15 protein-coding genes are annotated in these 17,446 nt (G+C 46.3%); 11 read left to right on the plus strand and 4 right to left on the minus strand.

The annotated features are described in order from the left end of the window. Window positions 1-2: 2 nt before the first annotated feature. From ACYVD3_RS03320 to ACYVD3_RS03330, 3 genes are all read right to left on the minus strand, one after another. Window positions 3-398, minus strand: coding sequence for a nuclear transport factor 2 family protein (locus ACYVD3_RS03320; RefSeq protein ID WP_460641090.1), 396 nt, complete (start codon window positions 396-398; stop codon window positions 3-5). 47 nt (window positions 399-445) lie between these two features. Further along, window positions 446-649, minus strand: coding sequence for a hypothetical protein (locus ACYVD3_RS03325; protein ID WP_460641091.1), 204 nt, complete (start codon window positions 647-649; stop codon window positions 446-448). A gap of 172 nt (window positions 650-821) precedes the next feature. Next, complete coding sequence (locus tag ACYVD3_RS03330; RefSeq protein WP_460641373.1) at window positions 822-1,694, minus strand: helix-turn-helix transcriptional regulator; 873 nt, start codon at window positions 1,692-1,694, stop codon at window positions 822-824. A 147-nt stretch (window positions 1,695-1,841) separates the two neighbouring features. On the opposite strand from ACYVD3_RS03330, the gene ACYVD3_RS03335 reads away from it, so the two are divergent. The 11 genes from ACYVD3_RS03335 (at window position 1,842) to ACYVD3_RS03385 (ending at window position 16,516) form a co-directional block, all read left to right on the plus strand. Next, window positions 1,842-3,635, plus strand: a complete 1,794-nt coding sequence (locus tag ACYVD3_RS03335; RefSeq protein ID WP_460641092.1) for an L-fucose isomerase — start codon at window positions 1,842-1,844, stop codon at window positions 3,633-3,635. 12 nt (window positions 3,636-3,647) lie between these two features. After that, on the plus strand, window positions 3,648-5,120 hold the full coding sequence (locus tag ACYVD3_RS03340) for a rhamnulokinase (RefSeq protein ID WP_460641093.1): 1,473 nt from the start codon (window positions 3,648-3,650) through the stop codon (window positions 5,118-5,120). Between the two features lie 28 nt (window positions 5,121-5,148). Further along, window positions 5,149-5,832, plus strand: a complete 684-nt coding sequence (locus ACYVD3_RS03345) for a class II aldolase/adducin family protein (RefSeq protein ID WP_460641094.1) — start codon at window positions 5,149-5,151, stop codon at window positions 5,830-5,832. Window positions 5,833-5,850: 18 nt separating this feature from the next. Next, complete coding sequence (locus tag ACYVD3_RS03350) at window positions 5,851-6,291, plus strand: RbsD/FucU family protein (protein ID WP_460641095.1); 441 nt, start codon at window positions 5,851-5,853, stop codon at window positions 6,289-6,291. Between the two features lie 101 nt (window positions 6,292-6,392). Then, a complete protein-coding gene (locus ACYVD3_RS03355; protein WP_460641096.1) occupies window positions 6,393-7,964 on the plus strand; it encodes a response regulator in 1,572 nt (523 codons plus the stop codon). Then, a complete protein-coding gene (locus ACYVD3_RS03360; RefSeq protein ID WP_460641097.1) occupies window positions 7,965-9,761 on the plus strand; it encodes a cache domain-containing sensor histidine kinase in 1,797 nt (598 codons plus the stop codon). After that, window positions 9,739-10,755: a substrate-binding domain-containing protein gene (locus ACYVD3_RS03365; RefSeq protein ID WP_460641098.1), complete on the plus strand. Its 1,017-nt coding sequence runs from the start codon at window positions 9,739-9,741 to the stop codon at window positions 10,753-10,755. Before ACYVD3_RS03360 ends, ACYVD3_RS03365 begins: the two co-directional genes overlap by 23 nt. A gap of 154 nt (window positions 10,756-10,909) precedes the next feature. Next, window positions 10,910-12,403 carry a sugar ABC transporter ATP-binding protein gene (locus ACYVD3_RS03370; RefSeq protein WP_460641099.1) on the plus strand — a complete coding sequence of 498 codons (1,494 nt, stop codon included), beginning with the start codon at window positions 10,910-10,912 and terminating at the stop codon, window positions 12,401-12,403. Window positions 12,404-12,421: 18 nt separating this feature from the next. Beyond that, window positions 12,422-13,438 (plus strand): ABC transporter permease, encoded by a 1,017-nt coding sequence (locus tag ACYVD3_RS03375; RefSeq protein ID WP_460641100.1) that lies wholly within the window; start codon window positions 12,422-12,424, stop codon window positions 13,436-13,438. Window positions 13,439-13,514: 76 nt separating this feature from the next. Continuing rightward, window positions 13,515-14,672, plus strand: a complete 1,158-nt coding sequence (locus ACYVD3_RS03380; RefSeq protein ID WP_460641101.1) for a substrate-binding domain-containing protein — start codon at window positions 13,515-13,517, stop codon at window positions 14,670-14,672. Window positions 14,673-15,085: 413 nt separating this feature from the next. Next, window positions 15,086-16,516 (plus strand): basic amino acid/polyamine antiporter, encoded by a 1,431-nt coding sequence (locus ACYVD3_RS03385; RefSeq protein WP_460641102.1) that lies wholly within the window; start codon window positions 15,086-15,088, stop codon window positions 16,514-16,516. A 45-nt stretch (window positions 16,517-16,561) separates the two neighbouring features. Here the strand turns inward: ACYVD3_RS03385 and ACYVD3_RS03390 are convergent, their stop codons facing one another. After that, on the minus strand, window positions 16,562-17,440 hold the full coding sequence (locus tag ACYVD3_RS03390; protein ID WP_460641103.1) for a helix-turn-helix domain-containing protein: 879 nt from the start codon (window positions 17,438-17,440) through the stop codon (window positions 16,562-16,564). Between the last annotated feature and the right edge of the window lie 6 nt (window positions 17,441-17,446).

Here is a 17,446-nt window from a genome sequence, read left to right on the forward strand (position 1 = left end):
CTTTATCCCTTTTTACCATTTATAATGTCAAAAGGGATTTTACTGTCGCAAATCACCTGCCAATGTAGAATTTTATCATTCTTGACAACCGCTTTCCATGCGGCTGGAAGCTTCCAAAAATTCTTGTCATCCGGTGTTTTTATTCCCTGATAAGTAGCGCTTGCATATCCTACAATAGCCACGGTTTCATCATCAACAAATATATCTGTCGCTTCGATAAGGTAGTCTGGAAACCATTCAAAATAACCTATCCACCCCTTTTTCATAGTGTCTTTTCCGTGAACCTTGGAATCGTAAGTATCTATAAAAATATAATCATCAGCCATAAGCGCATATATTTTCTCAATGTTATGTTCATTGATAGCCTTAACATAAGCTAAAACAGTATCTTTAACCATTCTAATCGCCGCTTTCTATTGTTCTACTATTACATAAACCAATAATGTCATTTCCGTTTCTTCCTGCCCTTGCCTTTAGGAATATTCAAGTGTTTGGATTTTCCAAATACCTGTATCATTACCTCAAATTCAACATCGGTCAGCTTGGTATAGTCAATCTCCAACCTCCGGCAATACAGGGCAACCTGTTTCTTCTGTGCGCTCCCCTCAATGCTGAAAACAAACTCTAAATCCTGCTTTAGCTCCCGCACAAAATTAATTTCCGGTGCGCTGGTGCTGTCCTGTCTATGAGCCTCCTTTGTGCCCTTGATGATACCCTCTGACTTTCTAAAAAACAGACAATGATTACCACGCCATTCTCTGTTTCTACCTTATCATGGATATAATAAGGTAAAGTCAGTTGGCAGTAAAAGAATGAGTTCGTTATCTTTTAAATCCGCCCCCCAATTTCCCTTTTCCATACTGCTTAGGCGTGATTCCCTTATAACGTTTAAACGTTTTAATAAAATAACTGATGTCATTAAAACCGCAGGAATAGGCAGTCTCCGTAACGGATATTTCCGTTGTACTGAGTTTGTGGCAGGCCTGTTCAATTCTGTAATAATTCAAATAGTCCATAGGGGTGTAGTGGATGACGGAATGAAAATACTGGCAGAAGTATTTAGGAGTCATTCCGGCAATCCGCGACAAATCTCCCAGGGAAACGGGAGAGGCATAGGCGGAGTCAATATATTCCAGAACTGGCTTTAGCTGAGCCATTTTTCGGGAGCCGGCGCCCGGATCACCGGAAGCCTCTGTATATAGGTGGTTGAGGAATATTATACCAAAAAACTGAAAAAGAGCTCCCAGAATTATCAGCTCGCTGCCGGGAGCCTGATCCTTCATGGAATGAAAAAGCGGTTCTGCTGCCAGGGGTATAATGGAATCCTTAACCGTAAAATGATTTTGAATTACAATTTTATGAAGTGTGATATTACGGATGTACTGCCTGCAGACGTCTGTATGCATTAAAAGGCTTTGAATATCGAAAACAATACATTCATACTGGCAGTTTTCAGGAGTTCCTCCGTGTATGACTCCTTCATGAATCAGAATCAGATCTCCTGCCTCAGCAGAAATCTCTTCGTCATCCACCTTCATCAGAAAACGGCCCTTCAGTATCCGGATAAGTTCCATCTCCTTATGCCAGTGAAATGGCATGTTGTACCGGGCATGGTTTTCGTCCACATGATAAAATTCAATAGGAAAATCCATGGTCCCATGTTGCTTTTGTTCATTGTAGTTAAAATAGTGCAGGGCTCTTCCTCCATTCTTCGGCAATAACAATTGAAAAATGTGAATATTATTATACTTTTTGCTATTATATCACAAGAAATAAATTAACGGCAATAGTATAATAAAATTATCAAAAAACTATCAAAAAACTGTATAGGAGGAATCAATATGGCGGCAAGCAGATTAATTGGAGAATATCCGGTAATCGGTATCCGGCCTACCATTGACGGAAGGCGGGGGTACTTAAAGGTCCGGGAGTCCTTAGAGGAACAGACTATGAATATGGCGAGAGCGGCGGCCAGGCTGTTTGAGGGGAACATTCGCTATAGTAACGGTGAGCCGGTAAAGGTAGTGATTGCAGATACGACCATCGGAAGAGTGGCGGAGAGTGCGGCTTGTGGGGACCAGTTTAAAAAGGCAGGGGTGGACATCACTCTTACCGTAACTCCCTGTTGGTGCTATGGTGCGGAAACCATGGATATGGATCCCGGAACTATAAAAGGCATATGGGGCTTTAACGGCACAGAGCGCCCGGGAGCCGTGTACTTAGCTTCCGTGCTTGCCACCCACGCCCAGAAGGGGCTGCCGGCTTTTGGCATTTACGGCCAGGATGTTCAGGAGGCAGATGATACAGAGATTCCCGGGGATGTAAAGGAAAAGCTTCTGCGCTTTGGCAGGGCTTCGGTAGCGGCCGCCACCATGCGGGGAAAATCCTATTTACAGATCGGTTCCATTTGCATGGGAATCGGCGGTTCCATCATTGATCCTGATTTTATAGAAGAATATCTGGGAATGAGAGTAGAATCTGTGGATGAGGTGGAACTGATCCGCAGGATTACAGAAGGCATTTACGACCAGGAGGAATATGGGAAGGCTCTTGCCTGGACCAGAGAAAAATGTGCCGAAGGCTTTGACAAAAATCCTCCTGAGGTTCAGAAAACCAGAGAAGAAAAGGAGGCAGACTGGGAGTTTACGGTAAAGATGATGCTGATCATCAAGGATTTGATGAACGGCAATCCCAATCTTCCAAAAGGACGGGAAGAAGAAATGGCAGGGCACAATGCCATTGCGGCCGGATTCCAGGGCCAGAGGCAGTGGACAGATTTTTACCCCAATTGTGACTATCCGGAAGCTCTTTTAAATACCAGCTTTGACTGGAACGGAGCCAGAGAACCCTACATACTGGCAACAGAAAATGATGTGCTAAACGGAATTGGAATGCTGTTTATGAAGCTTCTGACTAACAGAGCCCAGATTTTTGCAGATGTGAGAACCTATTGGAGCCCAAAGGCTGTAAAACATGCGGCAGACTATGAGCTTGAAGGGGCTGCAAAGGAGGCGGGAGGTTTTCTTCATCTTATCAATTCCGGGGCACAGTGTTTGGATGCCTGCGGAAAGGCAAAGGATGAAGCCGGGAATCCGGTTATGAAGCCCTGGTATGAGGTGACAGAGGAGGACCAGGAGGCTATTCTGGGGGCAACTACATGGAATGCGGCAGATTTCGGCTATTTTCGGGGAGGCGGTTTTTCATCCAGGTATTTGACTGATGTCCAAATGCCCTGCACCATGATCCGGCTGAATCTGGTAAAAGGGCTGGGGCCTGTGATCCAGATTGCGGAAGGCTGGACCGTAAACCTTCCTTCAGAGGTTTCCCATATCCTTTGGAAGAGGACCGATTATACCTGGCCCTGTATCTGGTTTGCGCCCAGGACCACAGGAGAAGGGGCTTTTAAGACGGCTTATGATGTGATGAACAACTGGGGAGCCAACCATGGAGCCATCAGCTATGGCCATATAGGTGCGGATATAATTACCATGTGCTCCATGCTCCGCATACCGGTAAGCATGCATAATGTGCCGGAAGAAAAGATATTCCGTCCTGCAGCATGGAATGCCTTTGGCATGGATAAAGAAGGACAGGATTTCCGGGCATGCGCCGCATTTGGCCCTTTGTATGGGTAAGGCGGTGAGGCTATGGCCATAAAAAAGGTGCTGGCAGCAGATTTAGGTGCTTCCGGAGGAAGGGTCATGATGGGGATTTATGACGGAACCAGAATCAGGCTGAAAGAGCTTCACCGGTTTTCCAATGATCCGGTATTCTTAAACGGAACCATGTACTGGGATTTTCTGCGCCAGTTTCATGAGATCAAGCAGGGACTTATAAAGGCAAAGGCTTACGGGCAGATTGACAGTCTGGCCGTGGACACCTGGGGAGTGGATTTCGGTCTGGTGGATGGAAAAGGCTGTCTTTTGGAAAATCCGGTTCACTACAGGGATAAACGGACAAAAGGAATGTTGGAAAAAGCTTTTGAAAAAATAGATCCGGACCGGTTCTATCAGATTACGGGAAGCCAGTTTATGGAGATTAACTCCGTGTTCCAGATTCTGGCCTTAAAGGAACAGAGACCGGAACTTTTAGACCGGGCAGAGAAGCTTCTGCTGATGCCTGATCTGTTCAATTACTTTTTGTCAGGGGTTATGGCCTGGGAGTATTCCATTGCTTCCACCACCCAGCTTCTGGAGGCAAAGGGGCGAACCTGGTCAGAGGAAATTCTGTTGGGCCTGGACATTCCCCGCCGCCTTCTGGGACCTGTGGTTCCCTGCGGAACCGTTCTTGGAAGCCTGAAGACGGAAATTTGTGAGGAGCTTGGAATGGACCCTGTGACTGTCATTGCAGCAGCGGGTCATGATACCCAGAGCGCTCTGGCGGCTGTTCCGGCAGAGGAGGAGTTTGTCTTTATAAGCTGCGGAACCTGGGCTTTGTTTGGAACTGAGCTTTCAGAGCCCCTGATCACGCCCTTGTCCCGGCATTATAACATAACCAATGAAGGGGGAGTTGGGGGCCGTGCCTCCTTTTTAAAGAATATCATAGGCCTCTGGCTCATTCAGGAAAGCAGGAGACAGTGGATCCGGGAAGGACGGGAGTATGACTTCGACCGGCTGGAGAGGATGGCGGCAGAGGCAAAGGGCTTTCAGGCCTTCATCGACCCGGATGATCCTGTCTTTATTCCGGCGGGCAACATTCCTGAACGGATACAGGAGTACTGCCGGAAAACAGGACAGAAGGAGCTTAAGGGAGAAGGGGAGGTCGTCCGCTGCATTGACGAGAGCCTGGCCTTCAAATACCGGGCTGCCTTTGAGGAAATCAGCCGGTGTACGGGAAAGGAATATAAGGTCATCCATATGGTGGGGGGAGGCACCCAAAGCGGTCTTTTATGCCAGATGACTGCCAATGCCTGCGGCTGCCGGGTACTGGCCGGCCCCACGGAGGCTACGGTCCTTGGAAACATGGCAGTCCAGTTGATGGCTTTAGGAGAGCTTACCTCTCTTTCTAAGGCCAGGGAGGTCATAAAAAATTCCGTGGAGGTCAAGGTATATGAACCTCAGGACATGGGAGCCTGGGACCAGGCATATGAAACATTTAAAAAGATGTCTGAAAAGAAATAGGCCCGATTGCGGCAGACAGGAGCAGAATATGGAATTAAGCTATATACAACTGAGAGAACAGATTTGTGATATCTGCTATAAGATGTGGCAGTTAGGCTGGGTAGCGGCCAATGACGGCAATGTGTCCGTCAAGCTGGAGGATGGCACTTTTTTAGCCACGCCTACAGGGATGAGCAAGAGCTTTATTACCCCGGAACGGCTGGTACATATTAATGAAAAAGGAGAGGTGCTGGAAGGTCTTCCAGGATACCGCCCCTCTTCGGAGATTAAAATGCATCTCCGCTGCTATGAGGAGCGGAAGGATGTGGGAGCGGTTCTTCACGCCCATCCGCCTGTGGCTACAGGCTATGCGGTGGCGGGTATTTCCCTTGATGAGTATTCCATGATAGAAACCGTCATTGCCCTTGGCTCCATTCCGGTGACACCTTATGGAACGCCATCCACCTATGAGGTGCCTGAGGCAATCGCTCCCTATTTGAAAGACCATGACGCCGTACTTTTAAAAAATCATGGAGCTCTGACCGTAGGGACTGATGTAATAACTGCCTATTACCGGATGGAGACTCTGGAGCTGTTTGCAAAGATCAGCTTAAATGCCCGGCTGCTGGGAGGGGCTGAGGAGATATCCAGAAAGGATATTGACCGCCTGATCTCCATGCGGGAGGGCTACGGAGTGACCGGCAGGCATCCGGGATATAAAAAGTATCAGTAAAAAAGGAGGGAAAAGCCTATGCTCAAAGGAATTCCTCAGATTTTATCTCCGGAGCTGTTAAAGGTTCTGTGTGAAATGGGGCACAGCGACAGGCTGGTAATTGCCGACGGTAATTTCCCATCAGAAACCATTGGAAAGGGAAAACGGGTAATCCGCATGGATGGTCATGGGACGCCGGAAATCTTAGAGGCAGTTTTAAAGGTATTTCCTCTGGATACCTATACAGAGCATCCGGTAAATCTTATGGAGGTTATGCCTGGAGATCCTGTAGAAACGCCGATCTGGAGTATTTACGAAACAATTGTGACAACATATGACACCCGGGGGAAAGAGGCCATGGGCCAGATCGAGCGGTTTGCCTTTTATGAAGAGGCAAAAAGCGCTTATGCGGTCATTGCAACAGGAGAAAAGGCGCTTTATGCCAATATGATCCTTCAGAAGGGCGTGGTAACAGAATAACAAAAACAAAGGCTTAAGGGGATTCGTCTGCTTAAGTCTTTGTTTTTCTGGGCAAGGGAAGCTTTGTGTATTATAATGAGAGTCAGAAATGGGGAAGGTTTATGTATCGTGTGATTCTTGTTGATGATGAATTTTTAGTCCGGGAGGCAGTAAAAGAAACCATGGACTGGAGCAGTAAGGGATTTGAACTGAAGGGGTGCTTTCAGCAAGGGGAGGAAGCCATAAACTATATCCGCGACAATCCGGTAGAGGTGGTTTTGACGGATATTTGTATGCCATATATGGATGGCCTTGAGTTAAGCCGCCTGATTTCCAGGGAATACCCGCATATCTGCGTGGTCATATTAAGCGGATATGATAATTTTGAATATGCCAAACAGGCCTTAAAATACCGTGTAAGAGAGTATATTCTGAAGCCTTTTTCTCTGGAAGAGCTGGGACAGGCCCTTGACGGCATCCGGGAAAAGCTGGATCAGGAAAGGCTGGAAAGAAGAAAACTGCGGAAGAATCGAGAGGTTTTAAAGTCAAAGCTTCTCATGAGCCTTATCTGCGGGAATAAGTCTGCTGCTGAACTGGAGCCGGAGCTTAAATCCTATGGCATTGCCCTTAGCGATCCCAGGTGCATGATTGCTGTGGGCGATGTGGAAATCAGGGGAGAGGATAAGGAGTCAGCAGAGCTTCTGTGCTTTGCTGTTTATAATATTGCAGCAGAGATTATTGGAAGATCAGGTATGGGGTATGTGATTCAGAAACTGGACCACCAGCTTGTTTTTCTGCTGTTGGGGAACTTTCATACATGGGGGAGAGGAAAGACAGAAAAACTGTTTCAAGAAATCTCAGATAGCGTTAAAAATTGCATGAGAATCAGGCTTACCATAGGAATCGGAAGTCCTGTAGACAGTACGGCGCAGCTTTACCTGTCCTATGAGGAGGCGGAGGATATGCTGGAATACCGCTACAGCCAGGAGGCGGGAGCCATTCTGTACAGGGAAAGAGCAGAGAAAGCGGCTGCTTTCGAAGCGTGGGAAACGCTGCAGGATGAATTACTTAACGCGGTCAGGGAAGGAGAAAAAAAGAAAGCCGGAGAGGCTCTTTTCAGACTCTGCCTGGGGATACAGGAATCCTTTTTAAAAAAGGACCGTGCCAAAAGCATCATCATTCATACCCTCTCTGAGGCTAAGTCCATGCTGGAGGTAATGGGCATGGAGGGCTTTGAGGTGTATGAGCAGGTAAATGAATATATCTCGCAGATAGACGGTAAAAAGTCTCTGGAGGAAGAACGGGCAGCTTTGGAGGAAATTTTCGGAAGACTTGTAGATGTTGTGGCAGAGGTAAAGGATAGAAAGGGGAATGAGCGGGCGGTACTGGCTGTGGATTATATCAGAAACCACTATGGTGAAAGCTCTTTGAATCTTCAGTCCATATGCAGCTACATGGCCATGAGCCCCAGCCGTTTCAGTGCCATGTTCCGGGAATGCATCGGAAAAAGCTTTGTAGAGGTTTTAAGTGATACCCGCATGGAAAAGGCCAGAAAACTTTTGGAAACCACCAGCTTAAAAACCTATGAGATAGCGGAAAGGACTGGGTTCGGAGATCCCCATTATTTCAGTCTTGCCTTTAAAAAGGCAACTGGAAAGACGCCTACAGAATATGCAAAGGAAAAGAGGAAATAAATGAGGTTCCGTTTTCAATTTAAAAGCATCCGCTCCGGTATGCTGATCTGCTTCCTGCCCATCATCCTTTCTGCCCTGCTTCTGATCTACGGCTTTTCCTTCCGGTATACGGAAAAAAATGTTCTGAACAATTCCGTAAATGGCACCATGCAGCTCATTGAGCAGGTGAACCATAACATAGATTCCTATCTTGTTTATATGGAGAATATTTCCTATTTGATGTCAGGCGATAAGGACCTGCTGCGGTATCTGTTTTCAGAAAAGGATCAGAACTCCAGGGCAGAGTTAAGAAGCAGCGTGCTGGAACGGTTCCGGCTGGTCAGGGAAACACGGGATGATATTTACAATATCGGCGCTGTGGCCGGTCCGGACAATATCCTGATCAATGACGGAACCCAGACCCTGAATCCTTATGCGGATATTCTCCGGGAGGCATGGTACCGGGAGGCCTTGGAGGCCAGAAAAGGGATGACGGTTCTTTCCTCCTCCCGGGTGCAGAACATCATTATGGACGAATACCCCTGGGTAGTGACCCTAAGCAGCCCCTTAAGGTATCCGGGCAGAAGGGAAAATCAGGGAGTTTTCTTTATTGATTTAAATTACAAAGCCATTGAGGAGCAATGCGAACGCATTGATCTGGGAGCAAGAGGATATGTATTTATTCTGGACAAAAAGGGAAACATTCTCTACCACCCCAAGCAGCAGTTGATCTACAGCGGCTTAAAGGAGGAACAGATCAAAGAGGTGCTTGACTGCAGGGAGGAATATTTCTTAAGCGGCAAGGGCGTACAACAGAAGCTTTATACCATAAGTGAATCCCAAAAGTCCGGCTGGACGGTAGTGGGAGTGGCCTATACTTCAGATCTTTTAAAGAACCGTTCCCAGACCCGGCTGATTTATACCCTGGTTACCCTGCTGCTGTTTCTGGTTCTGACTGCAGCCGTGACAATTCTTTCCCGCAGAATAACAAGGCCCATGATTTTGCTGCAGGATACCATGAAAAGGGTGGAAAGAGGAACCTTTGAACTGGTGGATCTAACCCGGATTCCTGACCATGAAATCAGAACTCTGGGAAAAGCCTTTAACATGATGGCAGAGGAGATCCAGAAGCTGATGGCGGAAAACATCCGGGAACAGGAGGAAAAACGCAGGAATGAAATGAAGGCTCTGCTGTCTCAGATCAATCCCCATTTTCTCTACAACACCCTGGATTCCATTGTTTGGATGGCTGAAGCCGGAAAGAACCGGGAGGTGGTCCATATGACCATGGCCTTAGCCAGGCTTTTAAGGCGGTCCATCAGCAGCGATCAGGAGTTTTTTACCATTAGGCAGGAAATCGATTATGTAAAGAACTACCTGGATATTCAGCAGATGCGCTATAAGGACAAGCTGGACTATGAAATGGTCATTGATGAATCCATATTGGAAAAGCCGGTGATTAAGCTGGTTTTACAGCCTCTGGCTGAGAATGCCATTTATCACGGCATTAAATATAAAGACGGCAGGGGGCTTATCCGGATTGAGGCCTATCCGGAGGGCGGGGATATGATTCTGAAGGTAACGGATAACGGAAAAGGGATGACCGAAGAACAGATAAAATCCATTTTTCAAAAGCATAAGGTGAACTATGAGAAAAACGGAGTGGGAGTGTATAATGTGCAGACCCGGCTGAAGCTGTATTATGGCAGGGAATATGGACTCTGTTATGAAAGCAGACCTGGCGGGGGAGTGGCGGCTATTGTCCGTATTCCAGACTGGGAGGGAGGCGGTGAAAATGAAAAAGAGGGCAGTGATTAAGCTGGGAGCATATCTGCTTCTGATGGGAGCAGTCCTTGGAATCTGCTATGAGCTTTATGAAACAACCGGAGAGAAGGCCGGGCCAAAGATCATTCTGATTCCCAAAAAGATTGACGAGAGCAACGAATTCTGGTCCTCCGTCATAGCAGGAGCCCAGGTTGCGTCTAAGGAGTATAACGTAGAATTAAGCCTGATGGCTCCGGAAACGGAAACCGATGTGGAAGGGCAGAACCGGCTGATTCTGGAGGCAGCCGCCAAAAGGCCGGATGCGATTTTAGTCAGTCCCTGTTCCTATGAGGGAACGGCTTCCAGCATCAGACAGGCAGTAAATCAGGGAGTTAAGGTTGTTCTCATTGATTCCAATATCAATGAAAGTTTGTCCATTCCTCTGGTGGCCACGGACAATGTGGAGATTGGAAGAAGGCTGGGGGAGTATATGAAAAAACTTCTTCCAAAGAACCCCAGAATCGGTCTGGTAGGGCATGTAAAAGGCAGCTCCACTGCCATAGACCGGGAGAAGGGAATACGGGATGGCCTGGGAAAAGAGGCTGAAGCCATTGAAGAGGTGGTATTTTGTGATTCCATCTATCAGGAAGCATATGATGTAACCCTGCAGCTTTTAAAAAGGCACCCTGAAATCAATGTTATAGCAGGGTTCAATGAGTATTCCTCCCTGGGCGCCGCCAGCGCAGTACGGGATTTAGGGCTGAAAGACAAGGTCAAAACCTTTGGAATTGATAACTCCGTATCTCAGATTCAGCTTCTGGAATCCGGCGTATATCAGGCCCTGGCCATTCAAAACCCGTTTAACATGGGATATCTGGGGATTGAAGAGGCAGTTAAGCGCATAGAAGGAGGAAAAACCGATCTGTTTTTAAATTCCGGTTCCAAGCTGGTGACCGTTGAGGATATCTATACCGAAGAAAATGAAAAGCTGCTGTTTCCGTTTTTGGGAAGCAGGGCAACGAAAAAAGAAGAAATTAACAGCCAATAGAATAAAGAAAGAAAAGAACCTTTCAAAAAGGGTTAAAAGACTTGAAAAAGTAATATTTTAACCTATTTTGGGAGGTTTTTCAATTCTTTTAAAAACCTCATCCTGATATACTGATGCCAGATTCAAAGAGACGGAGAGGAAGGGAGGGAGATCAGTGGGAGAGGTTATTTTGACCATGAAGGATATTGATAAATCCTTTGCAGGGGTTTATGCCCTGAAAAAGTCCGGTCTGGAGCTGAAGCGGGGAGAGGTTCATGCGCTTATGGGAGAGAACGGCGCAGGAAAATCCACGTTAATGAAAATATTGACCGGTATTTACTCCAGAGACGGAGGCATCATTGTCTTTGAAGGGCAGGAGATTCAGTTTAAAAACCCCAGGGAGGCCCAGGACGCAGGAATCGTGATCGTTCATCAGGAATTAAATATGATGAATCATCTGACCATTGCCCAGAACATTTTTATGGGAAAAGAGAGGATGAGCGGAAAGCTGGTAGATGACAAACGGATGGAAGCGGATGCAGCGGAGCTTTTCCGTATGCTGAATATAGAAATAGATCCAAAGGAAACTATGGGGCGTCTGACGGTAGGGCGGCAGCAGATGTGTGAAATAGCAAAGGCTATTTCCACAGAGGCCAAGGTGATCGTATTCGATGAACCGACGGCGGCCCTGACAGAGTCTGAAATCAATGAGCTGTTTAAAATCATCCGGGGCCTGCGTGACAAGGGAATTGGAATTATTTACATATCCCACCGGATGGATGAGATCAATCTGATCACGGACCGGGTTACGGTCATGCGCGACGGCGAATATGTGGGGACCCTGATTACGGAGGACTGCACAAAGGATGATATTATTCGCATGATGGTGGGACGGACCGTTTATGAGGAGCCCAAGAAAAAAAGCAGCGTGCCAGAGGATGCTCCTGTGGTCCTTAAGGTGGAGAACTTAAATGCAGGAAGAGCCGTAAAGGATCTAAGCTTTGAACTTCATAAGGGAGAGATTCTGGGCTTTTCCGGGCTTATGGGAGCAGGGCGAACGGAGGCGGCCAGAGCTATTTTCGGAGCGGATAAAAAGGATGGCGGGGAGATATTCGTCAATGGGGAAAAGGCGGATATCCGCTCTCCTGAGGATGCGGTAAAGGCCGGAATCGGGTATTTATCTGAAGACCGGAAACGGTACGGCGTTATTGTGGAAAAGACGGTGGCGGTAAACACCACCATGTCTTCTATAAAGCAGTTTACCAAAGGACTCTTTCTTGACAGCAAGGCGGAGGTAAGGACAGCAGAGAAATATGTGGAGGCCTTAAAAACCAAGACTCCTTCCGTACACCAGCAGGTGAGAAATTTATCCGGAGGCAACCAGCAGAAGGTGGTCATTGCCAAATGGCTTACCAGAGACTGTGAAATTCTGATCTTTGACGAACCGACCAGAGGGATCGATGTGGGAGCGAAAAGTGAAATCTACACGCTGATGAACGAACTGGTCAAACAGGGAAAATCAATTATCATGATTTCCTCAGAGCTGAACGAGGTTCTTCGGATGAGCGACCGCATTCTGGTAATGTGCGAGGGGCGTAAGACAGGAGAAATAAGCATTGAGGAGGCGACCCAGGAAAAGATCATGCACGCTGCCACCATAAGAAATTAACCAGGAGGAGTTATGAAAATGGAAAACAAAGACAATCAGGTAAAAAAAGAGCCGGGGAGCCTGTTTCAGGCAATCGGCACTCAAAAATTAGTCGCAATTATCGCATTAGTAGTGTTATTCCTGTTTTTCTGGTTTTTTGGGGAAAATTTTGCAAAATACAGCACCGTTATCAGTATCCTGGATTCTTCTTATTACATCGGATTCATGGCAATCGGCGTAACCTTTGTCATCATTACCGGAGGCATTGATTTATCCATAGGAACCTCCTGTATCTGCTGTTCCCTTATTACTGGAACCCTGTTTACAAAGGCCGGACTGCCTATGCCGGTGTGCGTGGTTCTGGCTGTTCTGCTGGGAGGATTTTTCGGGCTGGCCAACGGAATTATGGTATCGGTTATGAAGCTCCCGGCCTTTATCGCCACATTGGGAACCATGATGATTACCAGGGGCTTAGGCTCTATTGTTACCAATACAGCTACCGTAACCTTCCCCCAGGCAGCGGCTCCCGGAGGAGCCTTTAGAAGCCTTTTTAAGCTGAAGGCGCCGGGGCTTCCCCAGGCAGGAATTCCAACAGGCTTTATTTTGCTTATTATTCTGGCTGTGGCCATGGCTGTTCTGCTGAATAAAACACGTCCGGGCCGCTACATTCTGGCTTTGGGAAGCAATAAAGAGGCCACCCGGCTGTCCGGTGTGGATGTGATGAAATATGAAACTCTGGCCTTTGTCATCAGCGGATTATTTGCCGGTCTGGCAGGAGTATCTTATGCAGCCGTATATTCCACTCTGATGCCCGGCACAGGAAACGGCTTCGAACTGGATGCCATTGCAGGAGTTGTTATCGGCGGAACCAGCTTAGCGGGAGGCGTAGGCTCCATTGCAGGAACCTTGATCGGCGTATTTATTATGGCTGTTTTAAAAACCGGACTTCCCTTTATAGGGGTACAGCCTCATTACCAGCTTTTAATTACCGGATTTGTCCTTGTGACTGCAGTCTTTGCGGATGTGCTGAACCGGAGAAAGCAGGGAAAGGCTTAAAAGGTTCCATGTATTATTAATTAATCTTCCGCTTAAGCGGGAAATTATAAAAAATTATTGACAGGGAGGTTTTCAAATGAAACAAAAACGATTACTTGGTGCATTCCTATGGGCTGCAATGACTTCTGCAACCCTGATTGGCTGTTCCGGAGAGACAAAGGCTCCGGCACCTGCTTCCACGGAAAAGGTTTCCACAGAGGCTCCGGCCATAAAGGAAGAGGCGGCCGCCACGGAAATTCCGAAGGCAGCAGAGGGCGGAGCCATTGACTACAGCAGTATTTCCGTGGAAATTGTGGCAAAGGGATTTCAGCATGATTTTTGGAAGGCTGTTAAGATGGGGGCAGAGGAGGCGGCAAAGGATTTAGGCTTAAAATCCACTAATTTTGTAGGGCCGGCCAATGAAAGCGCCGTAGCTGAGCAGATTGAGCAGTTAAACAATGCGGTTAATAAGCAGCCCAGCGCCATCTGTCTGGCAGCCCTTGACACCCAGGCTTCCCTTGATACCATTTCCAATGCTCAGGCAGCAGGTATTCCTATCGTAGGCTTTGACTCCGGTGTTCCGGATGCACCAAAAGGCTCCATTGCAGCAAATGCGGCAACAGATAATTATGCGGCAGGAGGGCTGGCGGCTGAAAAGATGTACGATATCATTAAGGAAAAGGTAACAGATCCCGCTCAGGCAGTGAGAATCGGTGTGGTTTCCCAGGATGCCACATCCCAGTCCATTGGAGAGAGAACCGGAGGCTTTATTGACAAAATGCGAACCCTGATCGGAGAAAGCAACTGCGCAGTGGAAGGACATGACAAGTACAATGTAAAGGCTGACGGAGCAAAGGTAATTATTGACGTGGGAATTCCGGCAACTGTAGATGATGCGGCCTGCGTAACAGTGGCAAATACCTTGTTAAATAAGAGCGATCTGATTGCTATTTATGCTTCCAATGAGTTTACGGCAAAGAATCTGGTAACTGCCAATGAAAGCCTTCAGAAGCTGGGACCGGACAAAGTGATCGGCGTTGGCTTTGATTCCGGCTCCATTCAGCTTGACGCCGTAAAGGCCGGGGTTCTGGCAGGCTCTATTACCCAGAATCCGGTACAAATCGGTTATCAGGCGGTTACTCTGGCAGCAAAGGCGGCAACCGGGCAGCCGGTTGAGGATATAGACACAGGCTGTCTATGGTATGATGCCTCGAATATGGACTCAGCAGAGGTAGCACCCTGTCTGTATAAATAAAACAGAATTTAATAACAAACCAGCCGTTTCCGGTTCCTCCTTTTGGGAATACCGGAAACGGCTTTCGGCCTGTTCCCGGCATCTCAACGAACCTTGTTGTGCCTCGGCAAGGCGTTTAGGACCTCCTTTTACAGGGTATCCTGCAATGATTCTCCGGGGATTACTGCTGGCAAAGGGCCGAAACATTAGTTCTTGATCAGATTAACTTTAAAATAGTTGCATAACATTATAAAATGACTTTACAATATTGAGAAAGTGTGGTATTTTGTATCTAAGAAATCTTTTCATAGGATTTAACGTCAGCCGGCTTACGGCATAGGAAAAAGCCTTTATTACATAACTGCTCATATTAATTATAGTTTTCTAAAGGGGGTTTAGGATAACTATATAAGTTTGAGAGGAGAGTTATCGTTTTGAACGAAAAGAAAGCTTCTAGAAAGCTGGGCCTTATTGGATTAATAGCAGTATCCATGGGAACTACAATTGGCAGCGGTGTTTTTAGTCTGGCCGGGGATATGGCCGCAAACCGGGCACATACGGGGGCAGTGATATTCGGATGGTTTGTATGCGGCCTGGGTATGATTGGACTTATTATGAGTCTGTTTGGCTTAAACCGCTCCAAATCCAATATTGTAGGAGGAATTTCTTCTTATGCCCAGGCAGGTTGGGGAGATTTTGTTGGTTTCAGTACCACCTATGGTTATTGGATCAGCGTTGTTTTATGTAATGTTTCTTATGCAACCTTTTTATTTGCAGCCATTGGGAATTTCTTTCCCGTTTTTGGAAACGGCGGAAATTTGATTTCTATTGTGTGTGCATCTCTGTTTTTTTGGCTTTTATGCCTGCTTGTCTGCTCTGGCGTTAAGAATGCTTCATTTATCAATGTCATTGTAACCATTGCAAAGATCGTACCGATTATGTGTTTTGTTATTTCAGTAATACTGCTTTCAAAATTTAATCCGGATATTTTCATGGAAAACTTCTGGGGAGATGGCAGTTTCCCGTTTTTGCATCAGGTACGGGCAACATCCACAGTTACAGTATGGGCATTTATTGGCATTGAAGCTTCCGTTGCTCTTTCAGAAAAAGCCGAGAAAATGGAAGACGTTGGAAAGGCTGTTGTCATTGCCTTTATTGGAGTACTAAGTCTCTATATTATTATATCAGTTCTCAGCATGGGTGTTTTAAGCCATGAGGAGCTGGCTGCTTTGCCTAATCCGTCTATGGGCGGTATTATGAAAGAAATTGTAGGCGGGTGGGGAGCCGGTCTTATTAGCATTGGCGTTATAATCTCTTTGATGGGAGCGGCGCTTGGGGTTACAATTGTGTCAGCCCATATTCCAAATACAGCCGCAAAGAGGGGAGAATTTCTCCGTATTTTTGCAAAAGAAAACCGGTTTGGTTCTCCCTCCAATGCTGCGGTAATTTCAGCGGGAATTGTTCAGCTCTTTTTAATTATTACATATTTCAGCTCGTCGACTTACCAGTTTTTTTATGGTATTTCAGCAAGCATGATCATGATTCCTTACTTTTTAAGCTGCTTGTATTATCTCACCGTTGTCATAAAGAAAGAGGGGAATTTAGCTGCCATGTCTCCTTTTCAGTTGAATATGCAGCGTTTGATTGCTTTTGTGGGTACGGTCTATGGCGTATGGCTTATTTATTCCGCAGGCTTATCAAGGCTGTTAACCACTACGCTGTTGCTGCTGCCTGCAACTTTGCTGTATTTTAAGCATCAGAAGGATAACGGAAAACCGGTTTTCCAGCACAGGTATGATTATGTCCTGATGTCAGTGTATGTAGTAGGGGCAATATACTCTGTAGCCATGCTGTTTACGAAATAAAAAAGAACGCGGTAAAATGGTCTTAAAGCCATTTTGCCGCGTTTTTTAAAACGCATTAATTGGGGAATGAACCCATAACAGTATGCATATTTTATTTGAATGATTGTACCATAAATGGGGGGTTTGAGAAGGAAAGTTAAGGCTGTCCCCTTCCTTCAGAATATATGTTTCACTGGTATTTAATGTTACGGTTATTTCCCCTTCCGTTACTATAATAAACTCTTCGCCTCTGTGGGCATGTAAGCGTTTTTGTCCTGAATTAGGCAGCACGGTAAAGAGTGCAGGGCGCATAACCGTTTTTTTTCGTTTGATTAATGACTCAATATAAACGCCGGATAAACCAATATCAATGGGGTCGCGTTCCGCCTTTTTGGTGATATACTGGTCTCCGGTTTCGTTGTCACCATAGAAGTAAATGATGCTCTCTCCGTAATAATCCGAAAGTCTGTTCAAAATATCAAGAGATATATTTGCGTTCATATTTTCTATGCGGCTTAAATAGGAGGCAGATATGCCGGTATCTTTACTGACCTGATCCAAAGTAAGATTGCGTTCTTCACGAATTTGTTTCCATTTTTCGCTGATGAGTTTTTTGGAATAGCCTTTGCCGGCATTTTCAGAAGCCGGATTATCAAGTGCCGAAGGTAAGCCGGAGTAGGCCATGGAAATATCCCGGGACATCGCTTTTTTGATTGCCTGATTATTTAGACGCTGATCAAGAGAATATTCTTTGATCTTTTTTAATTGCTCAATATCGTTCAGATGAAAGACCCGGTAATTGTTCGCATCTCTTTTAGCAACAAACAATTCATTTTTCTCCCAGTTTCTGATGGTTGCAGGACTGACACCCACTATGGCTGCAACCTCTTTTATATTAAATCTTATTTCATCGTTCATGTCAGATTGATTCCTTTTCTTTTCCATTCATAT

This window comes from Lacrimispora brassicae, from assembly GCF_054772055.1.

Coding starts and splice junctions, on each gene's coding strand:
- ACYVD3_RS03320 (WP_460641090.1), bottom strand. CDS start 398: ATGGTTAAAGATACTGTTTTAGCTTATGTTAAGGCTATCAATGAACAT.
- ACYVD3_RS03390 (WP_460641103.1), bottom strand. CDS start 17,440: ATGGAAAAGAAAAGGAATCAATCTGACATGAACGATGAAATAAGATTT.
- ACYVD3_RS03350 (WP_460641095.1), top strand. CDS start 5,851: ATGCTCAAAGGAATTCCTCAGATTTTATCTCCGGAGCTGTTAAAGGTT.
- ACYVD3_RS03335 (WP_460641092.1), top strand. CDS start 1,842: ATGGCGGCAAGCAGATTAATTGGAGAATATCCGGTAATCGGTATCCGG.
- ACYVD3_RS03380 (WP_460641101.1), top strand. CDS start 13,515: ATGAAACAAAAACGATTACTTGGTGCATTCCTATGGGCTGCAATGACT.
- ACYVD3_RS03375 (WP_460641100.1), top strand. CDS start 12,422: ATGGAAAACAAAGACAATCAGGTAAAAAAAGAGCCGGGGAGCCTGTTT.
- ACYVD3_RS03355 (WP_460641096.1), top strand. CDS start 6,393: ATGTATCGTGTGATTCTTGTTGATGATGAATTTTTAGTCCGGGAGGCA.
- ACYVD3_RS03360 (WP_460641097.1), top strand. CDS start 7,965: ATGAGGTTCCGTTTTCAATTTAAAAGCATCCGCTCCGGTATGCTGATC.
- ACYVD3_RS03365 (WP_460641098.1), top strand. CDS start 9,739: ATGAAAAAGAGGGCAGTGATTAAGCTGGGAGCATATCTGCTTCTGATG.
- ACYVD3_RS03345 (WP_460641094.1), top strand. CDS start 5,149: ATGGAATTAAGCTATATACAACTGAGAGAACAGATTTGTGATATCTGC.
- ACYVD3_RS03340 (WP_460641093.1), top strand. CDS start 3,648: ATGGCCATAAAAAAGGTGCTGGCAGCAGATTTAGGTGCTTCCGGAGGA.